The 17493-nt window shown below is 27.6% G+C and carries 15 protein-coding genes; 14 read left to right on the plus strand and 1 reads right to left on the minus strand.

Annotated features, from left to right (window positions below; all coding sequences use genetic code 11):
* Positions 1-17: 17 nt before the first annotated feature.
* Together KGF38_RS11305 and holA are read left to right on the plus strand one after the other, a co-directional pair.
* A complete protein-coding gene (locus KGF38_RS11305; RefSeq protein ID WP_236733283.1) occupies positions 18-1313 on the plus strand; it encodes a ComEC/Rec2 family competence protein in 1296 nt (431 codons plus the stop codon).
* Positions 1273-2316, plus strand: a complete 1044-nt coding sequence (holA, locus tag KGF38_RS11310; RefSeq protein WP_054271083.1) for a DNA polymerase III subunit delta — start codon at positions 1273-1275, stop codon at positions 2314-2316. Before KGF38_RS11305 ends, holA begins: the two co-directional genes overlap by 41 nt.
* 131 nt (positions 2317-2447) lie before the next feature.
* Here holA and rpsT read toward each other — a convergent pair whose 3' ends face one another.
* The gene (gene rpsT, locus KGF38_RS11315) at positions 2448-2714 is read right to left on the minus strand and encodes a 30S ribosomal protein S20 (RefSeq protein WP_021385419.1); all 267 of its coding nucleotides are present in this window, start codon (positions 2712-2714) and stop codon (positions 2448-2450) included.
* 623 nt (positions 2715-3337) lie between these two features.
* On the opposite strand from rpsT, the gene KGF38_RS11320 reads away from it, so the two are divergent.
* From KGF38_RS11320 to hemW, 12 genes are all read left to right on the plus strand, one after another.
* On the plus strand, positions 3338-3958 hold the full coding sequence (locus KGF38_RS11320) for a TetR/AcrR family transcriptional regulator (protein ID WP_054271082.1): 621 nt from the start codon (positions 3338-3340) through the stop codon (positions 3956-3958).
* Positions 3959-3962: 4 nt separating this feature from the next.
* The gene (locus KGF38_RS11325; RefSeq protein ID WP_054271081.1) at positions 3963-4661 is read left to right on the plus strand and encodes an ABC transporter ATP-binding protein; all 699 of its coding nucleotides are present in this window, start codon (positions 3963-3965) and stop codon (positions 4659-4661) included.
* Positions 4661-6895: an ABC transporter permease gene (locus KGF38_RS11330; protein ID WP_074178436.1), complete on the plus strand. Its 2235-nt coding sequence runs from the start codon at positions 4661-4663 to the stop codon at positions 6893-6895. Before KGF38_RS11325 ends, KGF38_RS11330 begins: the two co-directional genes overlap by 1 nt.
* Positions 6896-7126: 231 nt before the next feature.
* The gene (locus KGF38_RS11335) at positions 7127-7645 is read left to right on the plus strand and encodes a helix-turn-helix domain-containing protein (RefSeq protein WP_054277197.1); all 519 of its coding nucleotides are present in this window, start codon (positions 7127-7129) and stop codon (positions 7643-7645) included.
* Positions 7646-7678: 33 nt separating this feature from the next.
* A complete protein-coding gene (locus KGF38_RS11340) occupies positions 7679-8455 on the plus strand; it encodes an alpha/beta hydrolase (RefSeq protein ID WP_074178435.1) in 777 nt (258 codons plus the stop codon).
* A gap of 284 nt (positions 8456-8739) precedes the next feature.
* Positions 8740-9693, plus strand: coding sequence for a GPR endopeptidase (gpr, locus tag KGF38_RS11345; protein WP_054271077.1), 954 nt, complete (start codon positions 8740-8742; stop codon positions 9691-9693).
* A 17-nt stretch (positions 9694-9710) separates the two neighbouring features.
* On the plus strand, positions 9711-10718 hold the full coding sequence (gene spoIIP, locus KGF38_RS11350; RefSeq protein WP_054271076.1) for a stage II sporulation protein P: 1008 nt from the start codon (positions 9711-9713) through the stop codon (positions 10716-10718).
* A gap of 29 nt (positions 10719-10747) precedes the next feature.
* Positions 10748-10999 carry a hypothetical protein gene (locus KGF38_RS11355; RefSeq protein WP_074178434.1) on the plus strand — a complete coding sequence of 84 codons (252 nt, stop codon included), beginning with the start codon at positions 10748-10750 and terminating at the stop codon, positions 10997-10999.
* 279 nt (positions 11000-11278) lie between these two features.
* Positions 11279-13084, plus strand: a complete 1806-nt coding sequence (lepA, locus tag KGF38_RS11360) for a translation elongation factor 4 (RefSeq protein ID WP_054271068.1) — start codon at positions 11279-11281, stop codon at positions 13082-13084.
* 150 nt (positions 13085-13234) lie between these two features.
* Positions 13235-14572, plus strand: coding sequence for a CCA tRNA nucleotidyltransferase (locus KGF38_RS11365; RefSeq protein ID WP_176702453.1), 1338 nt, complete (start codon positions 13235-13237; stop codon positions 14570-14572).
* 236 nt (positions 14573-14808) lie between these two features.
* Positions 14809-16122 (plus strand): APC family permease, encoded by a 1314-nt coding sequence (locus KGF38_RS11370; protein WP_054271067.1) that lies wholly within the window; start codon positions 14809-14811, stop codon positions 16120-16122.
* 173 nt (positions 16123-16295) lie between these two features.
* On the plus strand, positions 16296-17471 hold the full coding sequence (gene hemW / locus KGF38_RS11375) for a radical SAM family heme chaperone HemW (protein WP_074178432.1): 1176 nt from the start codon (positions 16296-16298) through the stop codon (positions 17469-17471).
* The last annotated feature ends 22 nt before the right edge of the window (positions 17472-17493 follow it).

The following is a 17493-nucleotide window of genomic DNA, read 5'->3' on the forward strand; positions in this document are numbered from 1 at the left end:
AGATAATATGTTTTTATATAGGAGTGATTATAATTCAAATAAGAAGACCTTTATTAATTATATTAATATTTGTAATAGTTATAGCATTTATGACCACAAATAGCAAAAAGAAAGATGAAGAACTTAATGATAAGATAATAACTATACAGGGAGCTGTTAAAGGTAAAAGTGAAAAGAAAAAATACAATCAATATAAGGTAGGTGTTTTTTTAATAAATGATTATTCAAGAAATAAAAATTTGAAAATTGGACAAAAAGTTAGTATTACAGGAAAATTTAAGAGTTTAGACAAGATGAAGTATGATGATTTTGATTATGGAAGATATATAAAAAGCACTGGATATAGAGGTATAATATATATAAATAACTATAAAGTTATTGGTAAAAATAAAATATATTCTTTAGTTGGAAAAATAAAGCTTTATGTAAGTAAGACTTACAGATATTTATATAAGAAAAATTCTGATTTCATAAATTCTATATTATTAGCTGAAGTTGAAAATCTGACTGATGAACAAAAAGAAATGTTCACTAGAACAGGAACTAGTCATGTAATATCTATATCTGGCCTTCATACAGGTATACTTTGTGTAATTATATCTTTTTTATTAAGAGGTATAAATAAATTGTATAAATTATTAATATTGTCGATTTTTATAACTTTATATTGTATAATGGTAGGTGCGTCTCCATCCATAATTAGGTCTATAACATTTGTTGTAGTGTTCTATTTGTCAATATTTATTGATAGAAAAAAGGATGGTATATCAACATTGTCTCTAATAGGGATAGTTTTAATTATGAATAACCCCTATGTTATATATAATGTAAGCTTTCAATTGTCTTTTTTAGCTACACTTTCTATATTAATATTTTATAATAGAATAAATAGTATTGTAAAATTAAGTATGGTATCATTGACAATATCATCAAATATATTAACTCTACCTATAATTTATTATACATTTAAGGGCATACCATTACTTTCAATTATAGGAAATTTGATTATAGTACCATTTGTAGGTGTAATAATGTATTTGAGTATTGCAAGCTTAATAGTATTTAAAGTAAGTGTAGTTATAGCTAAAATTATATCCTTTTTCAATAGTTCGTTGATAGAAAGCATATTTTTTTTACTAGATAAGCTCAGCAACTTAAATTTTGCATATATTAATATAGAAAATCCTAAATTTTATATTGTAGTGATTTATTACATAGGAGTGTTTTTTTACATATTTTACATAGAAGGAAAAGAGATAAAGGAGCAAGAAAATGGATTACAAGGATATTATAAGGAATGTAAAAGAGAATAATTTTGAAAAAATGTATCTTTTTTATGGAAGAGAGTATTATTTAATCGAAAATGCAATAAAGGCATTTAAAGAGAGTTTAAACGAGGGAATGCTTGATTTTAATTTAGATATAATAGATGGAAAGGAAATAGTCTTAAATCAGCTTATAAGCTCTATAGAAACACTTCCATTTATGGATGATAGAAAAATAGTAATAATAAAAGATTTTGAATTACTAAAAGGAAAGAAAAAGAATTTTACTGATAGTGATGAGAAATACTTAATAGAGCATTTAGACAATACTCCAGATACTACCACTATAGTTTTTGTTGTGTATGGAGATGTTGACAAAAGAAAATCTTTAGTTAAGAAAATTGGAAGTAATGGAATTGTTTTTGATTGTGATAAACTTTCTGATATGGATTTATTTAAGTGGATAAAAAAATCTTTTGCTCTAAATGAAGTTATAATAGAAAATTCTCAAATAATGTATTTCATCGAGCAAGAAGGATACAGAGACAAGAGTAGTGAAAAGACTTTATCTGATTTGGAAAACGAGATAAATAAAATAAGTTCATTTGTTGGTAAGGGTAATAATGTAACTAACGAAGTAATTGATAAATTATCTCAAAAAAAAGTTGAGAATGATATATTTAAATTAATTGATTATATTGGAGAACAAAATGCTTCTAATGCAATGAAAATATTGAATGATATGATACAAGAAGGCGAGTCTGTTTTAGGGATATTTTCTATGATAGCAAGACAATTTAAAATAGTGATGCAAGTAAGACAGTTACAACTTGATGGATATTCAACAAAACTCATATCTGACAAACTGAAAATGCATCAATTTGTTGTAGGAAAAGCATTAAAGCAAACTAAGAATTTTTCTGATGATATAATTGTAGAAATCTTAAATTATATATTAGAAAGTGATTATAAAATAAAAACAGGTCTTATAAGGGATACTTTAGCAATAGAAATGTTGGTCAGTAGATACTGTAAAAGACAAATTATATAAATTAATAATATATAGAAAATAAATAGTAGAGTTATTCTAACTATTTATTTTTTTATTTTTTATTGTATAAATTTACAAAATAAAAAACCCCTACATAGGGGTTATTATATATAAGAAATATAAACTGGTAATTAAGCGTTCATACCGTTTAATTTTTGAGCTAATTTAGCTACTTTTCTAGCTGCAGCATTCTTATGTATAGTTCCTTTAGAAGCTACTTGGTATATTCTTTTTTGAGCGTATTGGAACTTAGCAACAGCATCTTCTCTGTTTCCAGCTGCAACAGCATCTTCGAATCTTCTTATTGCAGTTTTTATTTGAGATTTTCTAACTCTATTTAAAGCAGTTTTCTTTTCGATAACACCTATTCTTTTCTTAGCTGATTTTATATTTGCCACCGTGTTCACCTCCCTGTATTTTTTTATCATATTCATCGTCAACATATTAGATTTTAACAGAAATAAATCTAAAAATCAAGGATTATTATTTATATATTTTAATAATGTTTTTTATTTTGATTTTTTAGATTGTAGATTGTGTATAAATAATTTGCAATATCTTGTTTTTAGGTTGGGTTATGTTGTGTTTTAAATATTTTAATGTATATAAATTAATACTTCATTTTTGCAACAAATATTTTGAGATAACACAAACTATTAACATACATTTTGATAGTATTTCCAATTATTATAAGATAATACAAGAAATTGCTCATTTTTATAGATTTAGTAAAAAAATTTATAAAAATATAAAGTTATATGGTCTATTATGATAAATTTTCCATTGATTAAGATGATTTTTTATTTTATAGTCCATTATTTAAGGAGAGAAATAATATATAAGAAAGATTTATATTATTAAAATATAAAAAGAATTATTAACTGTGGAAATTTCGTTGTCACTAGTATTTTCTATTTTTCAATAATATCAAGTGTATCCATATTATTGACTAATTCAGTCATAAACAATATAATTATAATATGACTAATATAGTCATATTATTGGGTAAGGAGGTATCTAATTGAATAAGACGTTTGAAAATCTCAACAAGGAAAAAAAACGACGAATAGTAAATTCTGCAATAGAAGAATTTGCAAGCAAAGGATATAAAAGTGCAACGATAGATAATATAGTATCAAAAGCAGGTATATCAAAAGGCTCTATATTTCAATATTTTAAAAATAAAGAAAGTCTATACATATACCTTTGTAATTATCAAATAAATATCATCAAAGACGAGATATTGAATCAAAAAGAAATTAATGAAACTGATTTTTTTGAACTGTACAGACATGCAGTGCATACTAAGTTTAAAATACTTAAGAAAAATCCATATGTTTTTAAATTCTTTAAAACCTTATACTTAGATGATTCAAAAATAGCAAAAAAATGGTTAAATGATATATCTATGAACAAAAATCAATTAGTATTAAGTTTTATGGGGGATTATGATAAGACAAAATTTAGAGATGATATAGATATTGATATGGCAATAAAAGCGATTGAACTTACATTTGATGGACTATCAATGAAATGGATAGAAAAACTATCATATGAGAATTATGAAAAAGATTTGAAAAGTTTATTTGATGAAGTTGAAGATTATATAAATTTTTATAAAAAATTATACTATAAGGAGTAAAATAATGTTTATTGAAATCAATAACTTATGTAAATCATATAAGAGTGAGGATATAGAAACCATAGCATTAAAAAATGCGAATATTTCGTTAAATAAAGGGGAGATAGGTGTAATATTAGGACCTTCAGGAAGTGGTAAATCTACCTTGATGAATATTCTTGGAGGATTAGACAGTGCTGATAGCGGTGAAGTGATTGTAGATGGTATTGATATTGTTAAATTATCAGATGATGAATTAGTTGAATACAGACGAGAAAAGACAGGTTTTATATTTCAGTCATACAATCTTATTCCACATTTAACGGTACTAGAAAATATAGAAATAATACAAAATATTAGTAAATCACCACTTGATATTAATGAAGTATTAGAATCAGTAGGATTAATAGATAAGAAAAATAGATTTCCAAGAGAATTATCTGGTGGACAACAACAACGTGTAGCAGTAGCAAGAGCTATAATAAAAAATCCAGCAATATTACTTTGTGACGAATTGACAGGAGCCCTAGATTATGAGTCTGCTATTGATGTACTTTCTCTTGTACAAGAAATAAATAGAAAGTTTAATACTACAATTTTAATAATTACACACAATGCAGCAATAGGTGAAATGGCAAACAGAATATACAAATTTAGAAGTGGAGAAGTTAAAGACTATATTATTAATAATGACCCTATTGATGCAAAGGGAGTGGAGTGGTAATGAAGCTAAATAAAAGTATATTACGTGTAATGAAAGAAAATAGAGGGCAATACATAGGTATGTTATATATGTTGATATTATCAGTATTTCTGTTTGTTGCTTTAACTATTACAGCTCAAAACTTAAAGTATAATAAGGACATGTATGTAAAAAATAATGTTCAAGAAGATTTGGAATTTTATACTAGTAACAAAATTGATAATATAAGAGAAATAGAAGATAAGTTTGATTTAAAGTTTCAAGAGACGCTTGTAAAAGAATATAAATATGGTGATAAAACATTAAGATTATTTACACCAAATAAAAAAGTGAATATTACAGCAGTATTAGAAGGTGCTATGCCAAGAGTTGGAGAAATAGCACTAGACCCTCAATTTGCTAAATCTAATAAATTAAATATTGGGGATGAATATCATATTGGAAATTCTTCTTATAGAATATCAGGATATATTGGTATACCAAATTATGCTTATATACTTGAAAAAGATGGAGATGTGATTAATAATCCAAAGAATTTTGGTATAGGTATTTTAAATAAAGAAGATATGGTAAGTGGAGATTATTTATATTCAGTAAAATATAATAAAAATAGAGAGATATATACACAGTCAAAAAATCTTAAAAACTACCTGAACACTAATGAAGTAAATATAATTGATTGGACTTATGCTAAGAATAATATGAAAATATCAATGTTAGATATCGAAGTAACAGCAATAAGTGTTTATTCAGTTATTTTACCTACAGTCATATTACTAATAACAGTTGTATTAATAAGTATTGTTTTAGGTAGAATGATGAAAAATGAGATGGCAAACATAGGTACTTTATATGCCTTAGGTTATAGAAAAAAAGAAATAATGATTCATTACATGAACTATCCTATAATACTTTCAAGCATCTCAGGAGTAATTGGTGGGATAATTGGTATTATAGTACAGAAGTATCTATTTGATTTATTCCTTACGTTTTTCCCAATACCAATAGAAAAAATATCATATAGTCCTATTTATTTTATACTGGGTATAGTTTTATGTATGGTGTTTTCAATTATTGGAAGTTATTTATCAATTAATAAAGTATTAAAATTGTCACCAGTGTTGCTAATGAAAAATGAAAATAAGAGACAAAAGGTAAATATAATTGAAAGAAAGTTGACTTTAAATAATTTAAAATTTAAAAATAAATTTGCTATAAGAGAACAATTACGGTCAATATCTCGTTTAGCATTTTTGGTAATTGGAGTTTCTATAGCTACAGTATTTTTAATGTATGGGTTTATTGCTAAATGTTCTATGGATTATATGATAAATCAAGAAAGAAATGATGTAATTAGTTATAAGTATGAGTATATATTAAAGCAATTAAGTACAGATAAACCACCTATAGGTGGAGAAGGAGTATCAGGAGTTAAGTTCGTACTTGATAGTGAAATGAATAATGACTTTGAGTTAATAGGTGGAAATAAAAATTCACAGATGATTAGTTTAAAGGATAAAAAGGGAAATGAAATAAGTATAGATGATAACAAGTTTATTATTACATCTATAATGGCAAAAAAATATAACCTTAGTATTGGTGATAAGTTATCTTTTATTAATATAGTTGATGATAAGGAGTATTCTATAAAAATCACTGATATCGCTCAGACCAATTCGGGAGATTATGTATTTACTTCATTAAATAGCTTTAATCAGATGATGGGGTTGGAAAAAGGTTCATATAATGCGATTATGTCAAAAACGCCAATTGAAATTAACAAAGATATGGTATATATGACAAATACACCAAACAATATAACTAATATGTTAGAAGACTATATGCAATTAATGTCAGCTTTTATATATGGAATAGCATTTGTAGCATTTATTATAGGTGTAATTATCATATATGTAGTTGCATCTATAAGTATAGATGAAAATAAAAATCATATAGCCCTTATGAAGGTGTTTGGATATAAAAAGAAAGAAATAAACTCAATGATGCTTAATGGCTCAAGAATATATGTAGTCCTTGGATATATTATAGGAGTTCCTATAGGTTACTCTATAATAAAAGTAATATTTAAGATATTTGAATCATTAGATATAGCTTTAGAAGCAAGACTCAATTTATCCTATGTGATAATTGGTTTTGTTATAATAATTCTTACATTTGAAGTATCCAAATTTATGTGTGCTAGAAAAATTGATAAAATATCTCTAAGTGAAGCTCTTAAAACTCAAAAAGAATAGTAAAATAAATTATTTAAATCCACAAAGGGTTGTTGCACTAAAAATTACTTTTTTTAGTGTGACAACTCTTTTCTATACTCCTATATAAATAGATTATTTGATATTTTTATATCTATAAAATGGATTGATAAAAATACAATTTAAGTTATAATTACTATTTATATCATATACTTGAATAATCTAAAAAATTAGACTATAATATTTTTATAGACTAAAGAAAGGGATGATAAGATGGACATAGCAAAATTGATTTTAAATCCTGTTAGACTTCGTATTTTACAGTATATTAGACTTCATGGTAGTGTTCGAACATCTGACATTGTAAAGTATCTAAATGATATACCTCGTGCAACAGTTTATCATCATGTAAAAATTTTAGAAGAGAACAACATGATTGAAGTGGTAAAAGAAAATCGTGTGCGTGGCACTATTGAAAAAGTTTATGCACTAAAAGAATATACAGCAGATATGGAAGGAGAAACATTTGTTGCACTTTCAACAGCATTTCATGTAGGATTGATGCAGGAAATGAATGAGTATTTTAGTAGAAAAGAGCAAGAACATAAAAAAGATAATGTATTTTTTACTTCAGCATTACTATATATGAGTGATGACGAATATGAAAATCTTCTTAAAAGTATGGCTGATTTATTGAAGCCATATGTAGAGCAGAAGCCTAAGTCAAATCTAAAACTTAGAAAACTTTCAATTATATCTTCTCCACCAGTTGATAATGATAAGACAAAATAGTATACATCTCATCTTTATAGAAGGAGGTTACGTATGAAATTTCATGAATTTGGAAATGAAAACAAACCACATATTATGTTGATTCATGGAGGAGGGAATGCTTGGTGGAACTATTTACAACAAGCAGAAATTTTGTCCAAAAATTATTATGTGATACTTCCTACATTGGATGGTCATGGAGAAGAATATGAAACAACATACATTTCCACTGAGGATACAGCAGACAAGTTGATGGTATATATAGATGAAAAGTGTGATGGACACCTTTTTGCTCTGTGTGGGGTATCACTGGGTGGTCAAATTGTAATGGAGCTTTTATCTAGAAAACCTGATATTGCTAAAAAAGCAATTATTGATGGAAGTATCTGCTACCCAAGACCTACTATGGCACGATTTTGTATTGCTGGTATTCGATTTTTTGGAGGACTTTTATTCAGTGAGAAAGCTTGTCGTTTTCAAATTGCTATGATGCCAAAATTGTTACCTAAAAATATGCAGTATCCAGAGAAAATTAAAAAATATTATATGCAAGATATGCCACATGTCAGAAAAGAAACATTTTACAATATATATCGTACTTATATGATGAAATATACGCTTAAAGAGAGTATAAAAACCACCAAAGCAGAAGTAATGTACTGGTATGGAGAAAAAGAAATGAAATGTGTTAAAAACTCTGCAAAGATGTTTAAGTCTTTTGTTAGTACTTGCCAAATTTATGAAGCTAAGGATTATAATCATGGATATTTATCTCTTTATCTTCCAAATGAATGGTTGGAAATTGCTGAACCATTTTTTCAACAAGAATAAAGGAGTAAGGTGGTTATAGGGTAATCTATATAACGAATGAAAACTTAATAGGAAAATGATAAATAGATGAAAAGGTAGCGCCTATATAAATAGTTGCTACCTTTTTACATTTGTAAATAAATGATAGATAAGAATGTTTACTGACAAATTACTGACCAATCTCAATTTTCTTACATTGAAAGCCTTAATTTTACTTGTTTTAAATAAATTTATAGTTTTTTGTTATAAAATACTAAATTTTGTTAACAATTATAATTAGCATTTAATTTATACTGGAGGTTTATATGATTAGCGTAAGAACAGATTTAGCTTTAGAAGCTAGTGAAATGTGTGAAAAGTCTCAAGAAGGAAGTAGTATTCCTGGTGTAAAAATAGAAACGAAAGAATTAGAAAATTGTATTGTAACAAAAGTTGAAGTAATAGACAGGCAAGGCGCAGAGATAATGAATAAAGATATAGGAAAGTATATAACTCTGGAAAGTAATCTTATGAAGTTTGATGATGATGAGTCAAGAGAAGAAATGATAAATTATTTAAAAGAAGAGTTAGTAGATATATTTGGACAAGACAAAAATAAAAAAACCTTGGTAATTGGTCTTGGAAATAGAAATATTACTTCTGATGCGTTAGGACCAAAGAGTGTATCAAAAACACTTGTCACTAGACATCTTTTTAAAAATTATAATAAAGACTATGATGATGATTTCACTGAGGTATCAGCTTTAAGCCCAGGAGTTATGGGTGTTACTGGAATAGAGACTAGTGAAGTAGTAAAGTCATTGGTTGAGAAGGTTAAGCCAGATAGAGTAGTAGCAATAGATGCATTGGCTTCAAGAAAAATGGAAAGAGTAAATTCTACTATACAAATATCAACAGCAGGAATATCACCTGGTGGAGGTGTTGGAAATACTAGAAAATCTCTAACTAAGGAAACTTTAGGAGTAGAAGTTATTGCAATAGGTGTACCAACTGTGGTTGATGCAGCAACTCTTACTATAGATGTTTTAGATATGGCAATAGACAATTTAATAGCTCAATCAGAAGAAACAGAAAGCTTTTATGAAATGTTAAAAAAACTTAAAGAAGAAGAAAAATATCATCTAATAAAAGATTCATTAGACCCATATGACAAAAATTTAATAGTAACACCAAAGGATATAGATGATACAATCGAAAATCTATCTATAATAATAAGCGAAGGCCTAAATAGGTCTTTACATCCAGGTAGATTGGTATAAAATAAGGAGGAACAATTATGTTTAAAAAATGCATTAAAGTAGTAACCTTGACTTTTATATTAGCATGCATTTTACCAGGAAAATCATTGGCTTTGAATCAAGATGATTTTTTAAAGTTTCTAGTAAATTCATCTTATCCAGAAGCTAAAGTCGAAGGAAATAATACAGAAGATAAAAAGAATAATAAAAATAAAGAAGTAAATAAAGAAAGCAAAAACGAAAATGAAAAATCTGAAGATGTAAGTAAAGTTGATAATAAAAAAGAAAGTGAAAAAGAATATATAAAACTTTATGTTGGTAAAGAGAATGTACCAGATATTGAATCAAAAAATTCTGATACAACTGAAACTAACACTACATCTAGTTCAGAATACAAGGATGATTTAAGAGTAACTAAAGAAAATCCAAGGATTTTAATATATCATACTCATGGATGTGAAACTTATTCAAATTCACCTGATGGAAATTATCATTCAAGAGATAAGAAAAATTCAGTAATGGAAGTAGGAAGTGCATTGACTAGTGCTTTAGATAGTAAGGGATGGGGTGTAGTGCATACAACTAAGTACCATGACTATCCATCTTATAATAATTCTTATGCAAGTAGCTTAAAAACAATAAAAAGTATACTCCCTAAATATAATTCAGTGGACATAGCAATAGATTTACATAGAGATGCTAGGGATTTAACTAATCCAGCCACTAAAGAAAAAGACCATTTAAAATATACAACTATGATAAATGGAGAGAGAGTAGCAAAGTTTTTCTTTGTTGTAGGAGGTAAAAATACAAATAGAGCACAACTTAGAGCTTTAGCAGATGATATAACTGCTTTTGCTGAAAAGAAATACCCTGGTTTGGTGTCTCCAATAGTAGAAAAAGACTATGCTAGATTTAATCAATTTGCAGTTAAGAATCATATGCTAGTAGAAATAGGAAATAATGCAACAAGTATAGAAGAATCGAAAGCTACTACAAAGTATCTAGCTGAGATTTTAGATGAATATTTTAAACAAAAAAATTAGATTGTCAGGTATAATTAGGAGCATGTTAAATGAGCCGATTAGAAAAAAATATAGAAAGTAAAAGTAAATTAAGAAAATATAAGTATATTATGAGAATTGTGTTTTTGATTACTATGATTATAGGGACATCAGTTTGTGTCTTTATAGTAGATAGTAATGCAAAAAGCATGTTAGGAATGAAACAATATGATTTTCCAAGTATTAATTTTGATATAACAAATTTGAATTTTGATATAACGAGCTTTGATATAGATGGAATCCTCAAAAAATTTAATAAGTAGTAATAAGTGAATAAGGTTTATTGATTAAAATAAGCCTTATTTTAGTTATATGTTCCTAGTGTAGAAAATAAAAATACATTAACTGTGTCTTATAGGATTTACTTTAAGTTTATGATATTATATAATATTTAGTGTTAGACTTGATAATCCACATATAATGTGGATAATTTTGTTTAATGCCAATTAGTTTATATTCAAAAATTTTACATTATATATAAAGAGTTTTTATATAATGTAAAATAATAACTATAAGAATAATTAAGAGGAGGGAATTTTAAGGTGGACAATAAACAAAGTAGAACTAGAAATTTTAGTATAATTGCACATATAGACCATGGAAAGTCTACCTTAGCTGATAGATTAATACAACAAACGGGGCTTGTTAGTGAAAGGGACATGAAAAGTCAATTGCTTGACAATATGGACCTTGAAAGAGAAAGAGGAATTACTATAAAGCTTCAAAACATAAGATTAATGTATAAAGCGAAGGATGGAAATGAATATTATTTAAATCTTATAGATACTCCTGGACATGTAGACTTTAACTATGAGGTATCAAGAAGTTTGGCTGCATGCGAAGGGGCATTACTGGTAGTTGATGCAGCTCAAGGTGTTGAGGCACAAACCTTAGCTAATGTTTATCTTGCTATAGACCAAGATTTAGAAATATTACCAATAATAAATAAAATAGATTTACCAAGTGCAAGACCAGAGGAAGTAAAACATGAAATAGAAGATTTAATAGGACTTGACTCAAGTGAAGCACCTCTTATTTCTGCTAAGACTGGTTTAAACATAGAAGATGTCTTAGAAGATATTGTAAAAAATGTTCCGCCACCTAAAGGAGATAATGAAGCACCATTAAAGGCATTGATATTCGATTCTTACTATGATGCTTATAAAGGTGTTGTAGCTTATGTTAGGGTATTTGAAGGAACTGCAAAAAAAGGCATGACAATAAAAATGATGAACACTAATAAAAAGTTTGAAGTAACTGAAGTTGGTGTTATGGCTCCAGGTCAAACTGAGCTTAGTGAATTATCAGCAGGTGATGTTGGTTATATTGCAGCCAGTATAAAAGATATAAGAAGTTGTCGTGTGGGAGATACAATAACAGATTCAAACAATCCTACAGATGAACCTTTACCAGGATATAAAAAAGCTACTCCAATGGTATACTGTGGTATATATCCAGGAGAAGGAGAAAAATATGAAAATGTAAGAGATGCTCTTGAAAAGCTTCAAGTAAATGATGCTGCACTTGAGTATGAAGCTGAGACTTCAGCAGCATTAGGATTTGGTTTTAGATGTGGTTTCTTAGGTCTTTTACATATGGAGATAATGCAAGAAAGACTTGAGAGAGAATTTAATCTTGATATAATTACGACAGCACCATCAGTTATATACAGAGTTACAAAAATTGATGGAGAAGTTGTAATGATACAAAATCCTGCAAACCTGCCAGAGCCATCTGAGATAAAGATGATAGAAGAACCTATAGTAAAAGGAGATATAATAGTTCCTAAAGACTATGTAGGTGTAGTTATGGAACTTTGTCAAGAGAGACGTGGAAACATGTTAAATATGGAATATATAGATGAGAGAAGAGTAATGCTTCACTATGACCTTCCTCTTAATGAGGTTGTTTACGATTTCTTTGATGCTTTGAAATCAAGAACTAGAGGTTATGGTTCTCTTGATTATGAAGTTAAAGGTTATGTGGCATCTACACTTGTAAAACTTGACGTATTAATTAATAAAGAGCAAGTTGACGCACTTAGTTTTATTGTTCATGAAACTCGAGCATTCCCTAGAGGAAAGGCAATGTGTGAGAAACTAAAAGGTGAAATTCCAAGACATCAATTTGCTATACCTATACAAGCTGCTGTTGGTAATAAGGTTATAGCAAGAGAGACAATAAGTGCGTTAAGAAAAGATGTACTTGCTAAATGTTATGGTGGGGATATATCTCGTAAGAAGAAACTTCTTGAAAAACAAAAAGAAGGTAAGAAGCGTATGAGACAAATTGGTTCTGTTGAAGTTCCTCAAAAAGCATTTATGTCTGTACTTAAATTAGATGAGTAAATTTTTATAAATTTAGATAAGGATATTTAAAAGCTAGAGTGATTTTAGAATTATTTCTAAATTAATCTAGCTTTTTTGTGGTATATTTTAAGTAAACTCATAGAAAATATAAACAAGAGTATATTAAAGAAAAATAAAAAGGTGATACTTATGATTAATATAGAAATTCCTAAAAAAGTAGATTGTATAATTAAAGAATTAGAAAAACATGGTCATGAAGCATATGTAGTTGGAGGATGTGTCAGAGATTGTTTGTTAGAAAGGATTCCAAATGACTGGGACATAACAACTAGTGCTAGACCAGAAGAAGTAGTAGAGTTATTTGAAAAAACAATTCCAACTGGTATACAACATGGCACTGTAACAGTTATGATTGAGCATGAACCATTTGAAGTGACAACTTACAGAATAGATGGAAATTATAGTGATGGTAGACATCCAGATTCAATAGAATTTACAAATAACATAATTAAGGACCTATCGAGAAGGGATTTTACTATCAATGCAATTGCATACAATGCAAAGAATGGATTGGTTGACCCATTTAATGGGTATGAAGATATACGAAATAAGTATATACGTTGTGTTGGAAATCCAGTAGATAGATTTGAAGAAGATGCACTTAGAATGCTTAGAGCAGTTAGGTTTTCAGCACAACTAAGTTTTAAAATAGCTGAGGGGACTAAGCAAAGTATCTACAAAAAATCAGACTTGATTAAAAATGTTTCTATAGAAAGAATCCAAACAGAATTAAACAAAATACTAGTATCTGATTCATCTAAATTAGAATTATTAAATTCAACAGGTTTGTTGAAATTTATAATCCCTGAAATATGTGAACTAGAAGAGGTTACACAACATAATCCATATCATATTTATGATGTACAAAAACATACTTTAATGGCCACAGAAGTAATTGAGGATGAATTATATTTAAAACTTACAATGTTGTTTCACGATTTAGGAAAAAAAGTAACTAAAACGACTGATAAAAATGGAATTGACCATTTTTATAATCATAGTAGAGAATCTGTGAAGATTGCAAAGAGGATTTTAAAGAGACTCAAGTACGATAATTATACTATTAATAAAGTTTTGTTATTAATACAATATCATGATTATAGAATAGAGCCAAAACGGAAAATAATTAAAAAGTTATTAAATAAACTTGAAGATGTTGAACTATTTGAAGATTTAATAAAGGTTAATTGGGCAGATACACTTGCTAAAAATCCAAAATATGCAAAAAGAAAGATATTAAACCTTATTGAGTGTGAAAAAGAATTTAGACATATAATAAATCAAAATGAATGCTTCAATATTAAGGATTTAGCTATTAATGGAAGAGATTTGATATCTATAGGTGTAAAACCAGGTAAAGATATGGGACATATATTAAATAAGATGCTTGAAATAGTTATAAATAATCCAGAACTAAATGAAAAAGAAATACTGAAAGAAGAAGTATTAAATATATATACATTTTAGAATAGAGTATAAAAATTTTAGTTTAATTAATTTAAAAAGCTGAAAATATGGTACTTTTTTAGAAAAATAAATGATTTTTAGAGATTGTTTTAAACATTGAGATTGTATCTTTTTTAAATGTATAGAAACTTAATCTAAAATTAGCAGATTAATATAAAAAAAAACTTTGGGAATACTAAAACCATAATTTATAAAATTAATATTTTATGCACTATAAAACAGTGAGGAGGGACAGTATGCGTACTCAACTACAAAAGACTATTGGTCTTTCAGCAGCTCTTTCTACTGTTGTAGGTATGGTTATAGGTTCGGGAGTTTTTTTTAAGCCACAAGCAATATACACTACAACTAATGGAGCTCCAGGTCTAGGTATTATAGCATGGCTTTTAGGTGGCTTTATAACAATAACTGCAGGTCTTACAGCTACAGAAATCTCAGCTGCTATACCAAAAACTGGTGGTATGATGATTTATATTGAAGAGATATATGGAGAAAAGTTAGGTTTTTTAACTGGATGGATGCAAACTGTATTATTTTTCCCAGGAACATCAGCGGCGCTAGGAGTAATCTTTGCTCAACAAGCATCTGAACTTTTGGGCATGAGTCCAAATAATATGGCTAATGTACTTCCTATAGCAATTGGAGTTATACTATTTTTAGCAGTACTAAATATAATAGGCTCATCCTTAGGAGGGAAAGTTCAGACAGTAGCAACTGTTGGAAAAATGATACCTTTAATTTTAATAATAATTTTTGGGTTTATTAAAGGTCAAAGTAGTGAAGTGTTAAGTCCATTTGTAGGTGATGGTGTTAGTGTATCAAACGCACTTGGACAAGTCCTAATAGCAACGTTATTTGCATATGATGGATGGATAAATGTTGGGGCTATATCAGGAGAAATGAAGTCTCCAGAGAAAGATTTGCCAAGAGCAATAGTTGGTGGCTTATCGTTAGTTATGGCAGTTTATATTATAATAAATATAGCTTACCTTTGGGTAGTGCCAGCAAGTGAATTAGCAACAGTTACTTCCCCAGCTACATTAGTAGCAACAAGATTATTTGGAAACTTAGGTGGAAAAGTAATAACTGTTGGTATATTAATATCAGTATTTGGTACATTGAATGGGTACTTATTGACAGGTTCAAGAATACCATATACATTAGCTGAAATGGGAACTTTACCAGCATCTAAAGCTCTTTTAAAAGTAAATTCTGGAGGTTCTCCTGTAAATTCAATATTACTTATAACTGTATTAGCCTGTGTATATGCTTTATCTGGCCAATTTAATCTTCTTACAGATTTAACTATATTTTCAATATGGGTATTTTATGTACTGACTTTTATAGGAGTTATGAGGCTTAGAAGAGAAAAACCTGATTTACACAGACCATATAGAGTTCCTTTATATCCAATAATACCAATCATAGCTATACTGGGAGGTATGTTTGTAATAATAAATCAATTGTTGACTTCAACAGTAATATCTTTAGGTGGAATATTTATAACACTATTAGGTTTGCCAGTTTATTATTATATGAAGAAAAGATAAGTACTTAATTTAAGTTAGATGAATTTGGATAAGAGTAAAAATTAACTTTTATCCAAATTTTTTATAATATTACATAATATAAGTATTTTATATGTTACTTGATGTGCTATCTTGTTTGATTTATAATTTAGTAATTGATGTTTTAAGATAATTAAAGAAACGAGGAATAAAAAATGTTGGGACTTTATATACATATTCCATTTTGTGTAAAAAAATGTAAGTATTGTGATTTTAACTCTTACAAAATGGACATAGATGCAAAAAAAAGATATATAGAAGATTTAAAAATTGAAATGGAATTGTACAGTAATAAATTATATAAGGATAACAAATACAAGAAGAAAGAAGATTACCATCTAAATAGTGACGATACAATAACGAGTATATTTGTAGGAGGAGGTACACCTAGTATATTGACATCTGATGAAATAAGAGAAATATTTACAAGTGTAAGAGCAATGTTTAATATAGATAAGAATGCAGAAATAACTATAGAGTGTAATCCTGGTACACTGACACTAGAAAAATTAAAAACTATGAAAGATATTGGTATAAATAGACTTAGTATTGGTTTACAAGCTGTTCAAGAACAACATTTGAACTTTATAGGAAGAATACATACTTATGAAGAATTTGAGAAAAACTATAAAGATGCATTAAGTGTAGGCTTTAAAAATATTAATATAGATTTAATGTACAGTCTTCCAAATCAAACGCTATGTGATTGGAAGGAAACCCTTCAAAAAGTTTCAGACCTAAATCCAACACATATATCAGCCTATTCTCTTATATTAGAAGAAGGAACAGAGTTATATAATATGTATGAGAATAATAAGTTTGAGCTCATAGATGAAAATATGGATATAGAAATGTATGAGTATACAATAAACTATCTAAAATCAAAAGGGTATAATCAATACGAAATATCAAATTACTCAAAAGATGGTTATAATTGTGAACATAATATCTTATATTGGGAATGTGAACATTACATAGGTCTAGGAGCAGGAGCTTCTGGTTATATTAATAAGAATAGATATAATAATTTAGAATCTTTAGATGACTATCATTTGAGTTTAACAAAAAGAGAGAAACCAATACAAGAAAATGAGATTCTTTCTGAAAAAGATATGATAGAAGAGAAGATATTTATGGGGCTTAGAATGAATAAAGGTATAGAATTTGAAGATTTTAAAAAAAATTTTGGGCTAGATTTTAGAGAAAAATATAATAAGCAAATAGAAATGCTATTAGATAGAAAGCTTATAAATCAGAGCTTTGAGGGAATACAACTAACTCAAAAAGGAAGAGAAATATCTAATAGTATCTTTATAGAATTTATGGAATAATTTTTAAGGTGTTGACAAAATA

Source organism: Clostridioides sp. ZZV14-6387, from assembly GCF_020657835.1.
In the GTDB taxonomy this organism is placed as follows: domain Bacteria; phylum Bacillota; class Clostridia; order Peptostreptococcales; family Peptostreptococcaceae; genus Clostridioides; species Clostridioides difficile_A.